At 62.9% G+C, this 18,660-nt stretch carries 19 protein-coding genes; 10 read left to right on the plus strand and 9 right to left on the minus strand.

Features of this window, described 5'->3' with window-relative positions:
* Nucleotides 1–99 precede the first annotated feature (99 nt).
* Nucleotides 100–1,149 (plus strand): UDP-N-acetylmuramate dehydrogenase, encoded by a 1,050-nt coding sequence (gene murB, locus E1748_RS12820; RefSeq protein ID WP_133647615.1) that lies wholly within the window; start codon nt 100–102, stop codon nt 1,147–1,149.
* Between the two features lie 12 nt (nt 1,150–1,161).
* Here the strand turns inward: murB and argF are convergent, their stop codons facing one another.
* Entirely contained in the window at nt 1,162–2,091 is a 930-nt protein-coding gene (argF, locus tag E1748_RS12825) for an ornithine carbamoyltransferase (RefSeq protein ID WP_133647616.1), read from the minus strand.
* A gap of 401 nt (nt 2,092–2,492) precedes the next feature.
* Here argF and E1748_RS12830 point away from each other — a divergent pair, with 401 nt between their 5' ends.
* Nucleotides 2,493–2,825 carry a DUF3579 domain-containing protein gene (locus E1748_RS12830; RefSeq protein ID WP_133647617.1) on the plus strand — a complete coding sequence of 111 codons (333 nt, stop codon included), beginning with the start codon at nt 2,493–2,495 and terminating at the stop codon, nt 2,823–2,825.
* 193 nt (nt 2,826–3,018) lie between these two features.
* On the opposite strand, the gene rpsT is transcribed toward E1748_RS12830, so the two are convergent.
* Entirely contained in the window at nt 3,019–3,300 is a 282-nt protein-coding gene (gene rpsT, locus E1748_RS12835) for a 30S ribosomal protein S20 (protein WP_133647618.1), read from the minus strand.
* Nucleotides 3,301–3,759: 459 nt separating this feature from the next.
* Here rpsT and murJ point away from each other — a divergent pair, with 459 nt between their 5' ends.
* Both murJ and E1748_RS12845 read left to right on the plus strand, forming a co-directional pair.
* A complete protein-coding gene (gene murJ, locus E1748_RS12840) occupies nt 3,760–5,310 on the plus strand; it encodes a murein biosynthesis integral membrane protein MurJ (protein WP_133647619.1) in 1,551 nt (516 codons plus the stop codon).
* Entirely contained in the window at nt 5,307–6,158 is an 852-nt protein-coding gene (locus tag E1748_RS12845) for a SirB1 family protein (protein WP_133647620.1), read from the plus strand. The genes murJ and E1748_RS12845 overlap by 4 nt, the downstream gene beginning before the upstream one ends.
* A 94-nt stretch (nt 6,159–6,252) precedes the next feature.
* Here E1748_RS12845 and E1748_RS12850 read toward each other — a convergent pair whose 3' ends face one another.
* From E1748_RS12850 to lpxK, 5 genes are all read right to left on the minus strand, one after another.
* Nucleotides 6,253–7,011 (minus strand): 3-hydroxyacyl-CoA dehydrogenase, encoded by a 759-nt coding sequence (locus E1748_RS12850; RefSeq protein WP_133647621.1) that lies wholly within the window; start codon nt 7,009–7,011, stop codon nt 6,253–6,255.
* A gap of 179 nt (nt 7,012–7,190) precedes the next feature.
* Nucleotides 7,191–7,853, minus strand: coding sequence for an adenylate kinase (gene adk, locus E1748_RS12855; RefSeq protein WP_133647622.1), 663 nt, complete (start codon nt 7,851–7,853; stop codon nt 7,191–7,193).
* A gap of 222 nt (nt 7,854–8,075) precedes the next feature.
* A complete protein-coding gene (gene kdsB / locus E1748_RS12860; protein ID WP_133647623.1) occupies nt 8,076–8,897 on the minus strand; it encodes a 3-deoxy-manno-octulosonate cytidylyltransferase in 822 nt (273 codons plus the stop codon).
* Nucleotides 8,898–9,051: 154 nt separating this feature from the next.
* Nucleotides 9,052–9,267, minus strand: a complete 216-nt coding sequence (locus E1748_RS12865; RefSeq protein ID WP_133647624.1) for a Trm112 family protein — start codon at nt 9,265–9,267, stop codon at nt 9,052–9,054.
* Nucleotides 9,248–10,264 carry a tetraacyldisaccharide 4'-kinase gene (gene lpxK, locus E1748_RS12870; protein WP_133647625.1) on the minus strand — a complete coding sequence of 339 codons (1,017 nt, stop codon included), beginning with the start codon at nt 10,262–10,264 and terminating at the stop codon, nt 9,248–9,250. The genes E1748_RS12865 and lpxK overlap by 20 nt, the downstream gene beginning before the upstream one ends.
* 564 nt (nt 10,265–10,828) lie before the next feature.
* Here lpxK and xseA point away from each other — a divergent pair.
* The 4 genes from xseA to E1748_RS12890 all read left to right on the plus strand — a co-directional run bounded on the left by xseA (nt 10,829) and on the right by E1748_RS12890 (nt 14,858).
* Nucleotides 10,829–12,211 carry an exodeoxyribonuclease VII large subunit gene (gene xseA, locus E1748_RS12875; RefSeq protein WP_133647626.1) on the plus strand — a complete coding sequence of 461 codons (1,383 nt, stop codon included), beginning with the start codon at nt 10,829–10,831 and terminating at the stop codon, nt 12,209–12,211.
* 207 nt (nt 12,212–12,418) lie between these two features.
* Nucleotides 12,419–12,997: a superoxide dismutase [Fe] gene (gene sodB, locus E1748_RS12880; RefSeq protein WP_133647627.1), complete on the plus strand. Its 579-nt coding sequence runs from the start codon at nt 12,419–12,421 to the stop codon at nt 12,995–12,997.
* A gap of 204 nt (nt 12,998–13,201) precedes the next feature.
* On the plus strand, nt 13,202–14,014 hold the full coding sequence (locus E1748_RS12885) for a glycosyltransferase family 2 protein (protein ID WP_166653556.1): 813 nt from the start codon (nt 13,202–13,204) through the stop codon (nt 14,012–14,014).
* Nucleotides 14,015–14,066: 52 nt separating this feature from the next.
* Nucleotides 14,067–14,858 carry an SDR family oxidoreductase gene (locus tag E1748_RS12890; protein ID WP_133647629.1) on the plus strand — a complete coding sequence of 264 codons (792 nt, stop codon included), beginning with the start codon at nt 14,067–14,069 and terminating at the stop codon, nt 14,856–14,858.
* Nucleotides 14,859–14,919: 61 nt separating this feature from the next.
* Here E1748_RS12890 and E1748_RS12895 read toward each other — a convergent pair whose 3' ends face one another.
* A complete protein-coding gene (locus E1748_RS12895) occupies nt 14,920–15,855 on the minus strand; it encodes a LysR family transcriptional regulator (protein ID WP_133647630.1) in 936 nt (311 codons plus the stop codon).
* Nucleotides 15,856–16,392: 537 nt separating this feature from the next.
* On the opposite strand from E1748_RS12895, the gene E1748_RS31460 reads away from it, so the two are divergent.
* Nucleotides 16,393–16,557, plus strand: coding sequence for a hypothetical protein (locus tag E1748_RS31460; protein ID WP_166653557.1), 165 nt, complete (start codon nt 16,393–16,395; stop codon nt 16,555–16,557).
* 239 nt (nt 16,558–16,796) lie between these two features.
* On the opposite strand, the gene E1748_RS12905 is transcribed toward E1748_RS31460, so the two are convergent.
* Nucleotides 16,797–17,768 (minus strand): LysR family transcriptional regulator, encoded by a 972-nt coding sequence (locus E1748_RS12905; RefSeq protein ID WP_133647632.1) that lies wholly within the window; start codon nt 17,766–17,768, stop codon nt 16,797–16,799.
* A gap of 326 nt (nt 17,769–18,094) precedes the next feature.
* On the opposite strand from E1748_RS12905, the gene E1748_RS12910 reads away from it, so the two are divergent.
* The gene (locus tag E1748_RS12910; protein WP_133647633.1) at nt 18,095–18,652 is read left to right on the plus strand and encodes a 4-hydroxylaminobenzoate lyase; all 558 of its coding nucleotides are present in this window, start codon (nt 18,095–18,097) and stop codon (nt 18,650–18,652) included.
* The last annotated feature ends 8 nt before the right edge of the window (nt 18,653–18,660 follow it).

Consider the following 18,660-nt stretch of genomic DNA (forward strand, 5'->3'; position numbering starts at 1 on the left):
CGTTTGCCCAAGGCCGCTTCTGTTGTTGCTGTTGCCTGTAGGGCTATCCGCTGCTTTCGTTTGCCCTTCTTCGTTACTTCCGCTCCTTTGTCGATCCCGATGCCGCAGCCCGATCCTCTTTCGTTCATCGCCGGTTATTCGCTGCGCGCGCATAACACGTTCGGCTTCGACGTCCGTGCGCAGCTTGCGTGCCATGTCGGGCACGAAGCACTGTTTGCCGCAGCTGTGCGCGATCCGCGTGCGGCGGGGCTGCGCCGGCTCGTGCTGGGCGGCGGCAGCAATGTCGTGCTGACACGCGATTTCGACGGGCTTGTGCTGCTGGTCGATCTGAAAGGTCGTCGCGTGGTGCGCGAAGACAGCGACGCGTGGTACGTCGAAGCGGCGGCCGGCGAGAACTGGCATGGGTTCGTTGCGTGGACGCTCGAGCAGGGGTTGCCCGGACTCGAAAACCTCGCGCTGATTCCCGGCACCGTCGGCGCCGCGCCGATCCAGAACATCGGTGCGTACGGCCTGGAGATGGCCGAGCGCTTCGCGTCGCTGCGCGCGGTGGAGTTTGCCACCGGCGACGTGATCGAGATGGATGCCGCCGCGTGCCGCTTCGGTTATCGCGACAGTTTTTTCAAGCGGGAAGGGCGCGACCGGTTCGCGATCACGTCGGTGACCTTTCGCTTGCCGAAAGTGTGGACGCCGAGGGCAGGGTATGCGGATATCGCGCAGGCGCTGGCTACGCGATCGGGGGCCGATGCGGCTACGACTGTCGATGCCCGCGCGATCTTCGATGCGGTCGTCGCCGTGCGTTCCGCGAAGCTGCCCGACCCGTCGGTGCTCGGCAACGCGGGCAGTTTCTTCAAGAACCCGGTGATCGATGCCGCGCAGTTCGCGGTGTTGAAAGCGCGGGAGCCGGAGCTTGTGTCGTATCCGCAGCCGGACGGCAGCGTGAAGCTCGCGGCTGGCTGGATGATCGATCGCTGTGGCTGGAAAGGACGTTCGATGGGGGCGGCGGCCGTGCACGACCGGCAGGCGCTCGTGCTGGTGAACCGGGGCGGCGCGACCGGTGCCGATGTACTGGCACTGGCCGATGTGATCCGCGACGATGTGCAGCGCCGGTTCGGCGTCGCGCTCGAAGCGGAACCGGTGTGTCTGAGGTAGCGGCCGCGGCGCTTAGTGATTCAGCTTGCCGAGCAGCAGGAATTCCATCAACGCCTTCTGCACATGTAGACGGTTTTCCGCTTCGTCCCACACGACGCTCTGCGGCCCGTCGATCACGTCCGCGCTGACTTCCTCGCCGCGATGCGCGGGCAGGCAGTGCATGAAGAGCGCGTCGGGGCCTGCGAGGGCCATCATCTCCGTGTCGACGCACCAGTCGGCGAAAGCCTTCTTGCGCGCCTCGTTTTCCGCTTCGAAGCCCATGCTGGTCCAGACGTCGGTGGTGACGAGATCGGCACCGGTGCAGGCTTCGTTCGGATTGTCGAATTCTTCGTAGAACGGCGCGCTATCGGCCGAGACCATCCCGTGATCGAGCTTGTAGCCGGGCGGCGTGGAGAGCTTCAGCTTGAAGCCGAGAATCTGCGCAGCTTCGATCCACGTGTAGAGCATGTTGTTCGCGTCGCCGACCCACGCGACGGTCTTGCCGCGAATCGGACCGCGATGCTCGTAGTACGTGAAGATGTCGGCCAGCACCTGGCACGGGTGATATTCGTTGGTCAGACCGTTGATGACCGGCACGCGCGAGTTTTCCGCGAAGCGCGTCAGGATGTCCTGACCGAACGTGCGGATCATGATGATGTCGACCATCCGCGAGATGACCTGCGCCGCGTCTTCGATCGGTTCGCCGCGGCCGAGCTGCGTGTCGCGCGTGCTCATGAACACTGCGTGACCGCCGAGCTGGAAGATCCCCGCTTCGAACGACAGGCGTGTGCGCGTGGAATTCTTCTCGAAAATCATCGCGAGCGTGCGGTCGTGCAGCGGGTGATACGTCTCGTAGTTCTTGAACTTGCGCTTCAGGATGCGGGCGCGTTCGAGCACGTACTCGTAGTCGTCCAGCGAGAAATCCTTGAACTGCAGATAGTGGCGAATTTTCTTGGCGGTCATAAAACAAATACGGCGGTCTCACCCGGCGACGACGCCGGACGGCGCCGCCGTCGTTTGTGGTAACTCAATGCAGCATAAAGGATTTTGGCTCGTTTGACGAGTCGGCCGGAAGGCCCCGCCAGTCCTTGAAATGCGCCGTTTGCGATGCGTCGGAAGGTTTGTGTGCAGTGCGGAAAAGGGCTCGCTGCGCTATAATCGCGAGGTTTTCTGAGGCCCGGCCAGCAGGCTCTCCGCTCGTCGGGACGCGGTCGCGCCGCATCAGGCAGGCTTGCTTCGCGAAGCGTCGTCGAGGCCATCGCCTCAGCCGTTTCGGCAGGCTACGACAAGCCGTCACGGCTTCGCGCTCTCACGCACGCAGCGGCGTTTGCCGGCAAGTCGCCGGGCAGTCAACAGGTAATCACATGGCCGAAGCACCCCCAACCGAGTATTTCATTCAAGGCATCACGCACAGCGGAAAGACATTTCGGCCGAGCGACTGGTCGGAGCGGCTCGCCGGCGTGATGTCGTGTTTCGGGCCGGGAGCGAAAGGGCCGAACGCCCGTCTGCAGTACTCGCTGTATGTGCGCCCGACGATGCTGGGCAATGTGAAGTGCGTGATCCTCGATTCGCGGTTGCGCGCCATCGAGCCGATGGCTTTCGATTTCGTACTGAACTTCGCGAAGGACAACGATCTCGTCGTGACCGAGGCATGCGAACTGCCGCCCGATCACGGAACGCAGAAAAAAGGCGCGTAGTCCTGATTCGTATGCGCGAATCCGCGCAGCATCCAGTCAAAAAAATGCCCGCGATTGCGGGCATTTTTGTGTCCATCGTATTCGTGGCAAGCGCGTCGACCGCCGAACACCAGACGACAAAAAAGCCCGCCGAGGCGGGCTTTAATGACGCAGCGGAAACAGGACGCGGTCCGCTGTCGCGGACCAGCCGGAGTTACTGTGCTGCTGCGGATGCCTGCAGGCCCTTGAGGGCTGCGGCGAGGCGGCTCTTATGGCGAGCTGCCTTGTTCTTGTGAACGATTTTCTTGTCGGCGATGATGTCGATGGTCTTCGACGATGCCTGGAAAATTTCGGTGGCCTTAGCCTTGTCGCCGGCGTCGATCGCCTTGCGAACGGCCTTGATGGCCGTGCGGAACTTCGAGCGCAGCGCCGAGTTGTGCGAGTTGGCTTTGGCGGCCTGACGGGCGCGCTTACGTGCTTGTGCGGAATTAGCCATGACGGTTCCTTATCCTGTTCCTGTTTCCAGTGCCTGACCTGAATGAAGGTGGCCGGGCGCTGCTTTTAATCCAAACCCCTGGAAGCGATTGCCCAGAGGCGCAAAGAGAATTTCGACGACGATCTGCGGGCATCGGCTGGATTGCGTGGGTTCCGTGCTGCCTGGGTAACCCGATCCACCGGCGGTTTTCCTGCAGCCCGACAGCCGAGCAAGCGTAGAAACCGGCGATTATAGCAACAAAATCAGGCACGTGGCAAACGAAACGGTTCGGCTGGGCGAGCCGCGGCAGGCGGCGCGGATGGCACGACCAAAAAGGGCGCGAACCCTATATGACTACCGCGCAACTGCCGCGAGCCAGAAATTATGCGGAGGCCAGAACGTCTGCGGTCCGAACCGGTCCGATGCGTGCACCGGACGATCGTCCGTTCGTCCCGATGGCACCCGTATAATAAGCGCCCCATGAATCTATTCCGAGCCCTGCTGACGGTCAGCGGCTTCACGCTGCTGTCTCGCGTGACCGGTCTGGCCCGCGAAACGCTGATCGCCCGTGCGTTCGGCGCCAGTCAATACACCGACGCGTTCTACGTCGCCTTCCGCATCCCGAACCTGCTGCGCCGGATTTCCGCCGAGGGCGCGTTCTCGCAGGCGTTCGTGCCGATCCTCGCGGAGTTCAAGAACCAGCAGGGCCACGACGCGACCAAGGCGCTCGTCGACGCGACATCGACGGTGCTGGCCTGGGTGCTCGCGGTCCTGTCGGTGCTGGGCATCTTCGGCGCGTCGTTCGTCGTCTATGTGGTGGCTTCCGGGCTGCGCGCCGACGGCCAGGCGTACCCGCTCGCCGTGTCGATGACGCGGATCATGTTCCCTTACATCGTGTTCATTTCGCTGACGTCGCTCGCGTCCGGCGTGCTGAACACGTACAAGAACTTCTCGCTGCCCGCGTTCGCGCCGGTGCTGCTGAACGTCGCGTTTATCGTCGCGGCCGTGTTCGTCGCGCCGCATCTGCAGAAGCCGGTCTACGCACTTGCGTGGGCGGTGATCGCGGGCGGCGTGCTGCAGTTCCTCGTGCAGTTACCGGGGCTGAAGAAGATCGACATGATGCCGCGCATCGGGTTGAATCCGCTGCGGGCGCTCGCGCATCGCGGCGTGAAGCGCGTGCTCGCGAAAATGGTGCCGGCGATGTTCGCGGTATCGGTCGCGCAGATCAGCCTGATCATCAACACGAATATCGCGTCGCACATCGGACCGGGCGCCGTGTCGTGGATCAACTACGCGGACCGGCTGATGGAATTCCCGACCGCGCTGCTCGGCGTCGCGCTCGGCACGATCCTGCTGCCGAGTCTGTCGAAGGCACACGTCGATGCCGATCCTCACGAATACTCATCGCTGCTCGACTGGGGGCTGCGCGTCACGTTCCTGCTCGCCGCGCCGAGCGCGGTCGCGCTGTTCTTCTTCGCCGAGCCGCTCACAGCCACGCTGTTCCACTACGGCAAGTTCGATGCGAATGCCGTCGTGATGGTCGCCCGGGCGCTGTCCGCGTATGGCGTCGGGCTGATCGGGCTGATCCTGATCAAGATTCTCGCGCCTGGCTTCTATGCGAAGCAGGACATCAAGACGCCGGTGAAGATCGCGATCGCGGTGCTGATCGCGACGCAGATCAGCAACCTCATCTTCGTGCCGATCTTCGCGCACGCGGGTCTGACGCTCAGCATCGGCCTCGGGTCGTGCATGAACGCGGGTCTGCTGTTCTTCATGCTGCGGCGACGCGGCATCTACATGCCGTCACGCGGCTGGTCGATGTTCTTCATGCAGTTGCTCGGCGCATGCCTCGTGCTCGCGGGCGCGATGCACTGGTTCGCGATCAGCTTCGACTGGATCGGGCTGCATGAACGGCCGCTGATGCGCATCGCGTTGCTCGGCGCAAGCCTCGTGCTGTTCGCGACGCTATATTTCGGTATGCTCTGGCTCATGGGGTTCAAGTACGCGTATTTCAGAAGGCGAGTGAAGTGATCACGACGACGCGGGTTCTCGATTATTTCAGTACGCTCGTGGCGGAGGACGATAGTCTCCCGCTCACGGAAACGGCGCTTTCGCTCGCGCAGGACGCCTATCCGGATCTCGATCTGCAGGGCATTCTCGCGGAGATCGACGAGCTGGCGATGCGTCTGAAACGGCGTATGCCCGACGATGCCGACATCCGTCAGCGGGTCGGCATTCTCAACCGGTACTTCTTTCGCGAGCTCGGTTTTGCGAGCAACCTGAACGACTACTACGACCCGGACAACAGTCATCTGAACATGGTGCTCAAGCGCCGTCGCGGAATTCCGATTTCGCTGGCGGTGCTGTATCTGGAGATGGCCGAGCAGCTTGGTGTGCCGGCGCGCGGTGTGTCGTTTCCTGGGCACTTCCTGCTGCGCGTGACGATGCCCGACGGCGAGATGATGCTCGATCCGACGTCAGGTCACTCGCTCAGCGAATCCGAGATGGTCGACATGCTGGAGCCGTATGTGGCGAAGGCGGGTGAGTCGGTTGGCCGGGCGCTGCGCATTCTGTTGCAGCCGGCGACGCGTCGGGAGATCGTCGCGCGGATGCTGCGTAACCTGAAGGCGACGTATCTGCAGACCGAACGCTGGCAACGGCTGCTCGCGGTGCAGCAGCGGCTCGTGATCCTGCTGCCCGACAGCATCGACGAAGTCCGCGATCGCGGCTTCGCGTATGCACGGCTCGACTATCTGCGTCCGGCGCTCGAAGATCTCGAGCGTTATCTCGGCGACCGTCCCGATGCCGAAGACGCGACTGTCGTCGAAGCCCAACTGCATGAATTGCGGCAACGCACGCAGCACAACGACCGCGACTGAATTTTTCGTTTCGACGAGGCAGGGAGACGGGGCCGCAATAAAAAAGCCCGCGACGCACACACTGCGTCGCGGGCTTTTTTTTCGATGACGCGCGTTACTTCGGCTGCATCCGGATCGCGCCGTCGAGACGGATCACTTCGCCGTTCAGCATCGGATTGTCGAAGATCTGTTTGACGAGCATCGCGTACTCGTCGGGTTTGCCGAGGCGCGAGGGGAACGGCACCATCGCGCCGAGCGCGTCCTGCACTTCCTGCGGCATGCCGAGCAGCATCGGCGTCTCGAAGATGCCCGGTGCAATCGTCATCACGCGGATCGCGTTGCGTGCGAGGTCGCGTGCGAGCGGCAGCGTCATGCCCGCGACGCCAGCCTTCGACGCCGCATACGCAGCCTGACCGATCTGCCCGTCGAACGCCGCAACCGACGCCGTATTGACGATCACGCCACGCTCGCCGTTCGCGTTCGGTTCGTTCTTCGACATCGCCGCAGCCGCGAGCCGCGTCGTGTTGAACGTGCCGATCAGGTTGATCGAGATCGTGCGCGCGAACGCGTCGAGCGGATGCGGACCGTCCTTGCCGACCGTCTTCACCGCAGGCGCCACGCCCGCGCAATTGACGAGCCCACGCAGCGTGCCCAGCTTTGTCGCTGCTTCGACAGCAGCGATGGCGTCGTCTTCGCGGCTCACGTCGCACTTGACGAACACGCCGCCGAGTTCCTGCGCGAGCGCAGTGCCGGCCGCTTCGTTGAGGTCGGCCAGCACGACCTTGCCGCCCTGCGCCGCAAAGAGGCGCGCGGTGGCCGCACCGAGGCCCGAAGCGCCGCCGGTGATCAGAAATGCGTTGTCGCGAATCTCCATCTTTCTCTCCTTTTCATGTGCCTTGTGGGCAGGTCGCGAGGGGTTCGGCTCGTGGCCGTCTGCCGGTGCGTCGCGGCGAGGATCGTCGCGACTGCATCCAGGCGCCCCAAAAGAAAACGCGCCGCGAGCTTGAAGCCTGCGGCGCGCGTCGACAGCCGCCCGAGGTGCGGCCGCCCGATTTACTTCAGCGCGTCGAACACACGCGTACGGATTTCGTCGACGCCGCCGAGCCCGGAGATACGGCGATACGCCGGCGCCTTCAGGCCGTTCTCGTCGCCGCGCTGTGCCCAGCCGTTGTAGTAGTCGACCAGCGGACGCGTCTGCGCGACATACACGTCGAGCCGCTTGCGCACGGTTTCTTCCTTGTCGTCGTCGCGCTGGATCAGCGGCTCGCCGGTGACGTCGTCGGTGTTCTCGACCTTCGGCGGATTGAACTTCACGTGATAGGTGCGTCCCGACGCCGCATGCACGCGACGGCCGCTCATCCGGACGATGATCTCGTCGAACGGCACATCGATTTCCAGCACGTAGTCGATCGCGACGCCGGCCTGCTTCATCGCTTCCGCTTGCGGCAGCGTGCGCGGAAAACCGTCGAACAGATAGCCGTTCGCGCAGTCCGGCTCACGCAGGCGTTCTTTTACGAGATTGATGATGAGGTCGTCGGGTACGAGTTCGCCGGCATCCATGTAGCGCTTCGCTTCGACGCCGAGCGGCGAACCTGCTTTCACTGCGGCGCGCAGCATGTCGCCGGTGGAAATTTGCGGGATGCCGAATTTTTCCTTGATGAAGTTTGCCTGGGTTCCCTTCCCCGCCCCGGGGGCGCCCAACAGGATCAAACGCATGTGATATCTCCAGATTGTGTGAATTCTGTGCTGCGCGACGCGCGAGCGGTCGCTGTGTGTCTAGTTATGCGTCGTTCGAGGCGGGCCGATGCTGCGAGCCGCTCGCGCTGAATGCCGTGCAATTTCGCTTCATGCGAAGCGGAAGCGGTGGCCTGTACAACGCGCGGCGAGCGATACGGAGTCTGCGAACGACGGTTCCCGACGGGTCGTGTAAACGACCGATTATGCCATGGGTTTTTCTGCGTTCGACCCGAATAACGCCTGCACGCGGGCGAGGTCGGCGGGGGTGTCGACGCCCGGCAGCGGGACGTCCTGCGTGATCAGCACTGCGATCCGCTCGCCGTGCCACATCGCGCGCAACTGCTCGAGCGCTTCGACCTGCTCGATCGGCGACAACGTCAGCGACGGATACGTGCGCAGGAATTTCGCGCGATACGCGTACAGCCCGATGTGCCGATACACGACGGCTGGTGCAGGCGGAGCGGGCAGCGCGGCGACGTCGGGCCAGTGCGGCTGGTAAGCATCGCGAGCCCAGGGAATCGGCGCGCGCGAAAAATACAGCGCGACGCCGCGCGCATCGGGGACGACCTTCACGACATTCGGATTGAAGATCTCGGCGGGGTCGTGGATCGGATGCGCGGCGGTCGCAATCGCGCAGCCGTCGCTCGCGGCGAGATGCGCGGCGACGCCGCGCACGAGCGCCGGATCGATCAGCGGTTCATCGCCCTGCACGTTGACGACGATCGTGTCGTCGCTCCAGCCGAAGTGCGCGGCGACTTCCGCGAGACGGTCGGTGCCCGACGGATGATCGGGCCGCGTGAGCACCGCTTCGAAGCCGTGCGTGCGCGCGGCGTCGATCACCGATTGCGCGTCAGACGCGATCAGCACCTGCTGCGCGCCGGACTCTCTCGCGCGCTCCGCGACACGCACGACCATCGGCTTGCCGCCGATGTCCGCGAGCGGTTTGTTCGGCAGACGCGTCGACGCGAGCCGCGCGGGAACGACGGCGATGAAGGGCGGAACAGAGGCAGTGACGATGGGCATCGCGTGAGGGACCGCAGCAGGGAACCGGAGGAAGGCGGGGACCTGTGGCGTGGTAGCGCCCGGGAACCCGGCGAAAGCCGCGACGGCTGTGTGAGCGCGATGCCGTTGCGGCGTGACGATCTAACGATCTAACGGTGTAAGGGCGAGAGGGCGTTCAGTTGCCCGAGCCCGGATTGTGCGAATCCTGCGGTTCGATGAGCGTGCCTTCTACCGTTTGGCGCGCTTCGTCGACGAGCATCACCGGGATGCCGTCGCGGATCGGATAGGCGAGCTTGTCGGCGTGGCAGACGAGTTCCTGCGCGGCGCGATCGTAGCTAAGCGGGCCCTTGCAGATCGGGCAGACAAGAATTTCAAGCAGGCGAGCGTCCACGGAGTTTCTCCACAACCAGTGCAATGAGGCGATGATCGAGCGCGGCTTCGACTGGGACGACCCAGATCCGCGCATCACGCCAGGCCGCCAATTTTACCGCATCCTTTTCGGTGACCAGGATCGTATCGGCATCGGTGCCGGCGAAAGGATTGCTGTCGAACGCGTAGTGATCGGGCAACGCGCGCGTATCGGGTGACAGGCCGGCGGCTCGCAGCGTCGCGAAGAAGCGTTCCGGCGAACCGATGCCTGCTGCCGCCAGTACACGGTTGCCCGCGAACTGCGCGAGCGGCTTGCGGCGCGATGGGTCGTCGAGCTGCCATGCGTCGCCTGGCGTGAGCGCGAGCGCAAACGTATTCGGCCACGGCGGCAGCGCGCGTTCATACGGGTTGTTGATCAGCGTTGCGTCGCGACGGCGCGACAGCGGTTCGCGTAGCGGACCGGCCGGCAGCAGGAAGCCGTTACCGCCGAGCCGGTGATCGAACACGATCAGCTCCGCATCGCGCGCGAGACGGTAGTGCTGCAGGCCATCGTCGCTGACGATCACGTCGACCTCGCGATGCGCGGCACACAACGCCTGCGCAGCCGCGACGCGATCGGGGCAGACCCATACCGGTGCGCCGGTGCGTCGCGCGATCAGCAGCGGTTCATCGCCGGCTTCGGTCGCGAGCGAGCTGGGCATGACGAGCGTCGGTTGCACGATCTTCGCGCCGTAGCCGCGCGACACGACGCCCGGCACGAAGCCGGCCGCGCGCAGCGCATCGACGAGCGCGATCACCGTCGGCGTCTTGCCGGTCCCGCCGACCGTGACGTTGCCGACCACGACGACCGGCACACCGACGCGCACCGTCTCGCGCCAGCCGCGCGCAAACATCGCGCGGCGTGCGGCGGCTACCGCGCCGAATACGCAGGCAAACGGCGTGAGCGCCCACGCGAGCAATCCGCGCCTTTGCCATTCGCGGGCGAGCCGCGCTTCGATGCGAGCTTTGAGGGCGCTCATTGGACAACGGACGCAAACCGCGCGACGCGCGACGCGCACACGAAACGCATGGGACACAGGGATGACGCGATCCACGAAAAAGACATCGGCGCGATTCTCCGGACGGTCGTTGACGACCCCTGACTGTAAAACGATGACGGACGTTGCGGGCAGCCTGCGCACTCGATGAGCCGCACGCAACGTCCAGGAAAGCCGGCACTCTAGCGTGCGGGCATCGTCGGCGGCAAGTCGCGCGGGGTCGCGCGGTGCGCGCACCGGTTATCCACAGGCCGCTCCTGTGGATAACTTTGTGGAGAAGATGCCTCGCGTCGCGCGGAAAAGGCCGTGCAGAAAGCCCCGGATCGGTGTCGTACACTATTAACGAGACAAAAAACCTAGTCGAATCAAGCACATGATACGAACTCACCGGCCTGAGCGCGGTGCCGGGTCTGCGATTTGCGCTATGCATGGCCGGTGTGGACACTCCGGCGTCTCGACGCGCGGGACTGGACGGCGTGGGCGCACCGGACTATCTTCTGTCGGCCGTTCGGCACGCATTCTTCAGGTTCTACTTTTATTCTTCGCATGAATTCCGAAAGTCCTTTTTCGTCGTCGTCGTTGCCCACGGGCGCCGATGCGGTCGTGCCGGTGTCGATGCTCAATCGCGCGATCGGCACGATGCTCGAACGCTCGTTTCCGCTGGTGTGGGTGTCGGGTGAAGTGTCGAATTTCACGCGCGCCGCGAGCGGTCACTGGTACTTCTCGATCAAGGACGCGCAGGCGCAGATGCGCTGTGTGATGTTCCGTGGCCGCGCGCAGCACGCCGAGTTCACGCCGCGCGAAGGCGATCGCATCGAAGTCCGCGCATTGGTGACGATGTACGAGCCGCGCGGCGAACTGCAACTGAATGTCGAGGCTGTGCGCCGGACCGGCCAGGGCCGGCTGTACGAAGCGTTCCTGCGACTGAAGGCGCAACTCGAAGGCGAAGGACTCTTCGCCGCCGAGCGCAAGCGCGCATTGCCCGCGCATCCGCGAGCGATCGGCATCGTCACGTCGCTGCAGGCGGCCGCGTTGCGCGATGTACTGACGACGCTGTCGCGTCGCGCGCCGCACGTGCCGGTGATCGTTTATCCGGCACCCGTGCAGGGCGTGGGTTCGAGCGCGAAGCTCGCCGCGATGGTCGAGGCGGCCAACGCACGTCGCGAAGTGGACGTGTTGATCGTGTGCCGGGGCGGCGGGTCGATCGAAGACCTGTGGGCGTTCAACGAAGAAATACTCGCGCGTGCGATTGCCGAAAGCGCGTTGCCGGTGGTGAGCGGCGTCGGACACGAAACCGATTTCACGATCGCCGATTTTGCCGCCGACGTGCGCGCACCGACGCCGACCGGCGCCGCAGAACTCGTGAATCCGCAGCGCGCGCTGCTGTTGCGCGATCTCGAGCAACGGCATGCATCGCTTGCGCGTGGCTTCGACCGGATGATGGAGCGGCGCGCACAGCAACTCGACTGGCTGTCGCGCAGGCTTGTGTCACCGGCCGAACGGCTCGCGCGACAACGTACGCATCTTCAGCAACTGGGCGTGCGTCTCGTGTCGGCGGGTGCGCGACCCGTGCGCGATGCGCGTGCGCAGTTTGCGCTGCTGCGGATGCGCTGGCAGCGCACGCATCCCAATCTCGCCGCGCATCGCGCGACGTTGCAGCAACTGAAGCAGCGTGTCGAGCAGGCAGTGTTACGACAGCATGAACGTCAGGAGGCTCGCGTGACGTCGCTTGCCGCGCGGCTCGAAGTGCTGAGTCCGCAGCGCACGCTCGAACGCGGTTATGCCGCGTTGCTCGATGCGCAGAGCGGCCACGCGGTGCGGGCGCCGGCTGCATTGAAACCGGGCCGGCGGCTCACCGTGCATCTCGCGGAAGGAACCGCGGACGTCGCGCTCGCGGACGTGCAGCAACGTCTTACCGACGGTTTCTGACAACGCTTTCGGCCGCAGTACATTTGACCTTCGGCGCACGCTGCAGACGCATTTATTACGCCGCTTCCACGCCCGTCGCACCTGCGTTTGCACGCGATGCCCGACATAATGGCCGCGTGTTTGCGGGGTTATTCCAAGTCGCCTACAATCGAGTGCTCCAAGGCGTTATCCGCAGAACTCCCCATAAACAGACAGAAGGAAAGCATCATGGAACATACGCTCCCGCCGCTGCCGTACGCAAAGAACGCTCTCGCGCCGAACATGTCGGAAGAGACGCTCGAGTTCCACTACGGCAAGCATCACCAGACCTATGTGACCAACCTAAACAATCTGATCAAGGGCACGGAGTTCGAAAATCTGTCGCTTGAAGAGATCGTGAAGAAGTCGTCGGGCGGTATCTTCAACAACTCGGCACAAATCTGGAATCACACGTTCTTCTGGAATAGCCTGTCCCCGCAAGGTGGCGGTGCACCGTCGGGCGCACTCGGCGACGCGATCAACGCGAAGTGGGGTTCCTACGATGCGTTCAAGGAAGCGTTCACGAAGACCGCAGTCGGCACGTTCGGCTCGGGCTGGGCATGGCTCGTGAAGAAGGCCGACGGTTCGCTCGACCTGGTGTCGACGAGCAACGCTGCCACGCCGCTGACCACCGACGCGAAAGCACTGCTGACGATCGACGTCTGGGAACACGCGTACTACATCGATTACCGCAATGCCCGTCCGAAGTTCGTCGAAGCATTCTGGAACATCGTGAACTGGGATTTCGCAGCAAAGAACTTTGCTTGAGATTGCCTGGCTCTAACGTTCAGATCTGCAAGCAGGTTTGAACGTAGCGGGAACGAAAGCCCTCCGATGTGAGGGCTTTTTGTTTTCTGGCTTCGAGAAGACTCCATGTCCGCGCGCCGACTGACCTCGCACGACCCAGGCTATATTACCGGGCTACGTGGAGCACCCGCTTCGCATCCGCATTCATGGCTCACGAGCGACGACATGGACACCGCTGGCATCATCTCGGTCATCACCGCGACATTCAACACCGGGCCTTTGCTCGACCGCGCAATCCACTCGCTGCTGACGCAGGACTGTCCCGACTGGGAGATGATCGTCTCGCCGGACGACGGCGCCGACTACACGCATCTCGAAGCGCGCGATACACGCATCCGCGTGGTTCGCACGAGCGAGTCGCATACCGGCGCGGGCCGCGCGCGGAACCGCGGTCTCGCGATCGCGCGGGGCACGTGGGTCGCGACGCTCGACGACGATGACCTGCTGGACCCGTCGTTTATCGGCGCCGCGCGCGCTGAGTTGCAGACGCATCCTGTCGTCACCGCGTCGACCCGTTACGTCGATCACACGGGTCATGTCGTGAGAGCGATTGGCGAAGCGTTCGATACGCTGACCATTCCTGTGTTCGCACGCCAGTTCGGCTCGATGCACGCGATCGGCCGACGTGATCAGCATCCGCAATGGCAGACCACGTTCGCGCAGGACATTCTGCACACGTGCGAGGCAATCGATCGCGCAGGCGGTTCGATCCCCGTCATTCGCGGCGCGTCGTATCAATGCAACCTGCGATCGGGCAGCACCGTCACGGTTCGCCGCGATATCAGCGAGCAATACAGCGGCATCATCGAGCGTCTGGAGAGCGGTGTCCCGGCGATGTCGAAGCAGGGACACGACGACACGCTCGTACTCTTTCGCCGGTGGCGCAGGATCAATGATCTGTTCGAGGCGCGCAGCGATGAATCGCTCGGGTATCACGAGTTCGCGCAGCAACTGCCTGCCGATGTGCTGAACGCGTAGCCGAAGACCTGGCGTCGGCGCTATCGCGCGTAACTGCTTTTAGGAGAATTGAGTGAATCGTCCTGTCGCATTGGTGACCGGCGCAGCGAAACGAGCGGGGCGGGACTTCGCCTGCTATTTCGCGGAAAAAGGTTATGACGTCGTGGTGCATTACCACGGGTCCGAAAATGAAGCGCGCGAGGTGGTGGACGAAGCGGTGCGGCAAGGTGCCCGTGCGATTGCGGTGCGCGCCGATTTGCGCGAGGCCGTCGATATCGACAATCTGATCGATGTCACGTACCGGGAATTCCAGCGACTGGACCTGTTGGTGAACAACGCGTCCGTGTTTGCGCAGGAGCATTTTCCGGATTTCTCGCTGAAGCTTCTGGACGATGCGTGGACAGTGAACTGTCGCGCGCCGATTCTGCTTATTCAGGCCTTCTATCGCAAAGCGGCTGCTGCGGGTGCGACGGGAACCGTGGTCAACGTTGTCGATCAGAAGATCCGCGACAATTTTCACAAGGACCATTTCAGCTACACGGTCGGCAAGGTGGCGATTGGAAACCTGACGAAAATGCTCGCGATCAGCGCTCAGCCGGTTTTGCGCGTCAACGCCGTCTTTCCTGGACTCATGTTGCCGAGCGACAACCAGACCCAACGGGACTTCGAATACGCGTCCACGCGCTCGAACCTGATCGGCCGAGCAGTGGGGCCACGCGATGTGGCCGAGGCGATCCAGATGTTGACCTTACCGAGCATGGTGGGCGTCGACTTCGTCGTGGACGGCGGCCAGAATCTTATTCCCGTCGATCAGGATGTGCTCTATCTGCATCGGGCGCCTGCTGATGGTGAGTCGGGGCGTTAGGCTTCGATGAGTCGAGTGCACGTACTGCTGCATGGGTCTTGAGCGACGCGCTTTTCGCCCACTACCTTCGCACCGCCCGCGATGTGTCCGGCACCATCCACCCGCCATTAGACGGTGCCGCGAACGCGTCGCGCATCCATTGCACGAACGCACGAACCCGTAACGACAATTGCCGGCTGTGCGGATACAGCACGGACACCGGCATCGGCGGTGGTGGAAACTCGGGAAGCACGACGACGAGCCGGCCTTCATCCAGTTCACTGGCGATCCGGTAGCGCGGCACCTGCACGAGGCCGAGGCCCGCGACCGCGCCGGCGGTATAGAGATCGGCACCGGTGACCGCGACCACGCCGCGCATCGCGATCTCGGTCACGCTTCGGTCGGCGAGGAATTCGAACGGCATGTTCTTGCCCGTCGTGCTCGATACGTAGTTCACCGCACGATGTCCTGCCAGCGCGTCGGGACTGTCCGGTACACCGAAACGTTGCAGATACCCAGGGCTCGCGACCGTCACCTGTTCCATCAACGCGACCCGCACCGCGACGATCGACGAATCCGGCAAATACCCTGCACGCAATGCACAGTCGATTCCTTCGCGCACGAGATCGACCAGCCGGTCGTCGGAGCCGATGTGCAGATCGATGTCCGGATAGCGATCGAGAAATTCAGGTAGCACCGGCACCACGAAATGCCGTGCAAGCGTGCCCTGCAGATTCACGCGCAGCAGACCCTTCGGCGCGGCGTGACGAAATGCGCCATCGGCTTCCTCGAGATCGGCAATCAGGCGGACGCAGCATCGGTAGTACGCGTCGCCGTCGGGCGTGAGCCGCACGGTGCGTGTCGTGCGTTCGAGTAGCCGCGTGCCAAGACGTCGTTCCATTCGCTTCAGCAGGTTCGTTACCGTCGCGCGCGGAATCTGCAGATCCTCGGCCGCCTGCGTGAAGCTCTGTCGCTCGGCGATCCGCACGAACACCTGCATTTCCTGAAACCGGTCCATTACCGCTCCACTGCAAAACTAATTTGAATAGTGATGATTCAGGTGACCCGGCTATTGCACTCCATCGGGTCGACCTTGATTCATTTTCTTGCCGGTTCGCTTCGTCGATCGACAGGATGTCCGGCAGCGCGTAGCGGCGCTGCGCGTTGGTTGGCATGCGCCGATCGTTGTCGACGGCGGCTGGTTCACCGAACATCGCGAGCCGATTTGAACGGCACGGCATGGCCCGCGATCGGCGCCAGGCGTTTCAGGCATTCCAGGCGTTAAGTCGGTCGCACGGTGAGCGAGAGTCGGCGCCGCGAAATAATCGAGACGCGATGACGTTGGCTGTTGCGTTGTCGCGTATTGCCGGGGCGGAGTGGCTGCGTGTGCAAACGAGAGACGCTGCTAAGAGGGATGCGTGTGTGTGTTATCGCGCATTGGGTGGACGGCACAAGGACACAGCCCCAGTTGACGAGACCAGGGCTGTGCCGTCAGAAGGGACCGTCGATGCTATGACGTGTCGGCGGCTCACGTAGTGGAGCCGCGCACGGTTCCATGGACCGACGGGTCTGTTCACTGTCCGATGCATTGAGCACCGCGAGCCGGCTGCACAACGATTGCCGGATCTGCGTAGCGGCTTCGCCGCTCACTTCGTCGCTCAACGCGGGCGCACAGGATGCGATCGTCGGCGATGCTCGGGGGTTGAGCGTGTGGGGGTGACGCGCGGTCGGTGAGCATGGTGGTGAACCCGACATCCTGCTTTAGAAGTGCCGCTTCAAGCGAGTACGGTTGCCTGTTCCGAATTCAGTTCTCCAGACACCACCGTCACTCGCCGCTGTCTCGTCTCGACGGTGACCCTGCGACGTTGCCATCCGCATGTCGGCGTCGATGATGGCACAGAAAAACTGCCGATCGCGATGAAAAAACTGCAAGACGAAGTTGCAGCAGACAGGATGGGCCTAGCATCGGACCTGGCCGGCGACATCGGCGATCTGCGTCCGCAGCCACTGAAGCGCGGGGTCCTGGTCATTGCGTGCGTGCCATGCTGCCCGCACACATGAATCAGGTGCGGGATAGGGAACGGGGCGCGTGCACAGTTCGCCGCTGCGCTCGAATTCGAACCCAAGCGGAGAAGGCACGATGGCCAGCATGTCGCTATCACGCAGCAACGACGGAATCGCTAGCGAATGAGCGACGGAGATGCGCATGCGCGGATGCGTCGGAGAATGCTCAAAGGCATCTTCGAGCGCCTGTCGATCGAACATTTCCGATTGCCGTGCAAGACCTCGCTCCAGGATAAATCCGCCTAGCGCGCCTTCCTCGCGCCCACCCAGCGAAACGGTCGCGAGCGGGTAATTCAGGAGGTCTTCCGGCGTGATGGTCCGTGCAGTGAGCGGATGGTCCTGACGCATCGCCAGAAGCTCGGTGTGCTTCCACACCAGCATCGATTGAAATCGCGACGGCACCTCCGCGAAAATTCCGATCGCGATATCGATCCGGCCGAGATCGATCTGTTCGGCGAGATCGAGTCTCGTCGACGGCCTGATGATCAGATTGACCATCGGCGCTTCGGCACTCAGCCGTCGACTCAAACGGCTGAGCAACAGCATGGTCATGTAGTCGTTCGCGGCCACCACAAAATCGCGGCTTGCCACCTTCGGCAGGAACGGTTCGTTACCCAGTGCGTTCTGGATCTGCTGGAGTGCATTGCGCAGCGGCATGGCCATCGCTTCCGCTCGAGCGGTAGGCTGCATCCCTTTTGCGGTACGCACAAAAAGATCGTCCTCGAGTACGTCGCGCAGTCGACCGAGCGCGTGACTGATCGCAGACTGACTGAGGTTGAGCCGCTTGCCTGCGAGGAGCAGGTTGCGGTCTTCAAAGATCGCATCGAATACGCGCAAAAGATTGAGATCGATCCTCGCGAGGTTCATGCGTTCCATCCGGGTCACGTTGCGTTGAGGCCATCTTACGCTGGGTCGGGAACGTTTCTACTGACGGTGAGCACTGCCGTTTTACTGTCGCCGGGTACGCGGTTTCAACACGATATTGAACATGCCGCGATCGTTGAAATACTGTTGTTCACTGGCCGCGAGTCAGCTCTTGCATGCGCGGCATTATCACCTTGCAGGGTTGTCGCTTCCTTCGTTGCGGTGGCCGTGGCATTTTGCTCAAACGGCATACATGAAGCCGCGTGACCATGCATGCATCGTTGAAGGTGCCACGCACCCGATCCACCGCATACCGGATGAGGACGCATATGGAACACAGCAAAATTTCAAGCAGCAAAGACGAGTTGATCGCGCGATGCCTGCCCTTTCTTGCCGAGGTCAAAGACATGACGACCGGCGCCGAAGTCGAGCAATGGCTCAACACGAAGTACGGCACGGACAGCGAGTTCTATCGAGAAGTAGCCCACTTGATCCGTGTCGGCGTCGAAGAGGAAGGGTGGGCTGCCAACGTCGAGGTCGAGGGCCGGAGATATCGTCGCGCCCGGTTGGTCGATCCTTCGGAGGCGACCTTCGGATTCAGCATCACGACGGTCTACATGGATAGCGTCGGGAATACTCAGGCTAATCCGGAGGACAGTTTCCGTGGCGATTATCACGCTCACCCGTATGGCGAATTCAACATGGTGATACCGCTTAACGAAGGCGCGGCACTCGCGGGTCCGAACGGCTGGTGTTATGGCGGTTGGACCACGCCGGCGCCTGGAAGCCATCATTATCCGGAGGTCAAAGGTGGGGCGGTGATTGCGCTGTTCTTTTTGCCGGCAGGGCGTATTTCGTATGCGGTGAAGGCGCCTGATGCGAAGTAGCTAGCGGT

The organism is Paraburkholderia flava (assembly GCF_004359985.1).
GTDB lineage: Bacteria > Pseudomonadota > Gammaproteobacteria > Burkholderiales > Burkholderiaceae > Paraburkholderia > Paraburkholderia flava.

What these genes read in the sequence shown, in the direction of transcription:
- E1748_RS12850 (WP_133647621.1), bottom strand. Translation starts at nt 7,011, where the DNA reads ATGGAGATTCGCGACAACGCATTTCTGATCACCGGCGGCGCTTCGGGC.
- murB (WP_133647615.1), top strand. Translation starts at nt 100, where the DNA reads ATGCCGCAGCCCGATCCTCTTTCGTTCATCGCCGGTTATTCGCTGCGC.
- adk (WP_133647622.1), bottom strand. Translation starts at nt 7,853, where the DNA reads ATGCGTTTGATCCTGTTGGGCGCCCCCGGGGCGGGGAAGGGAACCCAG.
- argF (WP_133647616.1), bottom strand. Translation starts at nt 2,091, where the DNA reads ATGACCGCCAAGAAAATTCGCCACTATCTGCAGTTCAAGGATTTCTCG.
- E1748_RS31460 (WP_166653557.1), top strand. Translation starts at nt 16,393, where the DNA reads ATGGACCGACGGGTCTGTTCACTGTCCGATGCATTGAGCACCGCGAGC.
- rpsT (WP_133647618.1), bottom strand. Translation starts at nt 3,300, where the DNA reads ATGGCTAATTCCGCACAAGCACGTAAGCGCGCCCGTCAGGCCGCCAAA.
- E1748_RS12910 (WP_133647633.1), top strand. Translation starts at nt 18,095, where the DNA reads ATGGAACACAGCAAAATTTCAAGCAGCAAAGACGAGTTGATCGCGCGA.
- xseA (WP_133647626.1), top strand. Translation starts at nt 10,829, where the DNA reads ATGAATTCCGAAAGTCCTTTTTCGTCGTCGTCGTTGCCCACGGGCGCC.
- murJ (WP_133647619.1), top strand. Translation starts at nt 3,760, where the DNA reads ATGAATCTATTCCGAGCCCTGCTGACGGTCAGCGGCTTCACGCTGCTG.
- E1748_RS12885 (WP_166653556.1), top strand. Translation starts at nt 13,202, where the DNA reads ATGGACACCGCTGGCATCATCTCGGTCATCACCGCGACATTCAACACC.
- kdsB (WP_133647623.1), bottom strand. Translation starts at nt 8,897, where the DNA reads ATGCCCATCGTCACTGCCTCTGTTCCGCCCTTCATCGCCGTCGTTCCC.
- E1748_RS12905 (WP_133647632.1), bottom strand. Translation starts at nt 17,768, where the DNA reads ATGAACCTCGCGAGGATCGATCTCAATCTTTTGCGCGTATTCGATGCG.
- sodB (WP_133647627.1), top strand. Translation starts at nt 12,419, where the DNA reads ATGGAACATACGCTCCCGCCGCTGCCGTACGCAAAGAACGCTCTCGCG.
- E1748_RS12830 (WP_133647617.1), top strand. Translation starts at nt 2,493, where the DNA reads ATGGCCGAAGCACCCCCAACCGAGTATTTCATTCAAGGCATCACGCAC.
- E1748_RS12895 (WP_133647630.1), bottom strand. Translation starts at nt 15,855, where the DNA reads ATGGACCGGTTTCAGGAAATGCAGGTGTTCGTGCGGATCGCCGAGCGA.
- lpxK (WP_133647625.1), bottom strand. Translation starts at nt 10,264, where the DNA reads ATGAGCGCCCTCAAAGCTCGCATCGAAGCGCGGCTCGCCCGCGAATGG.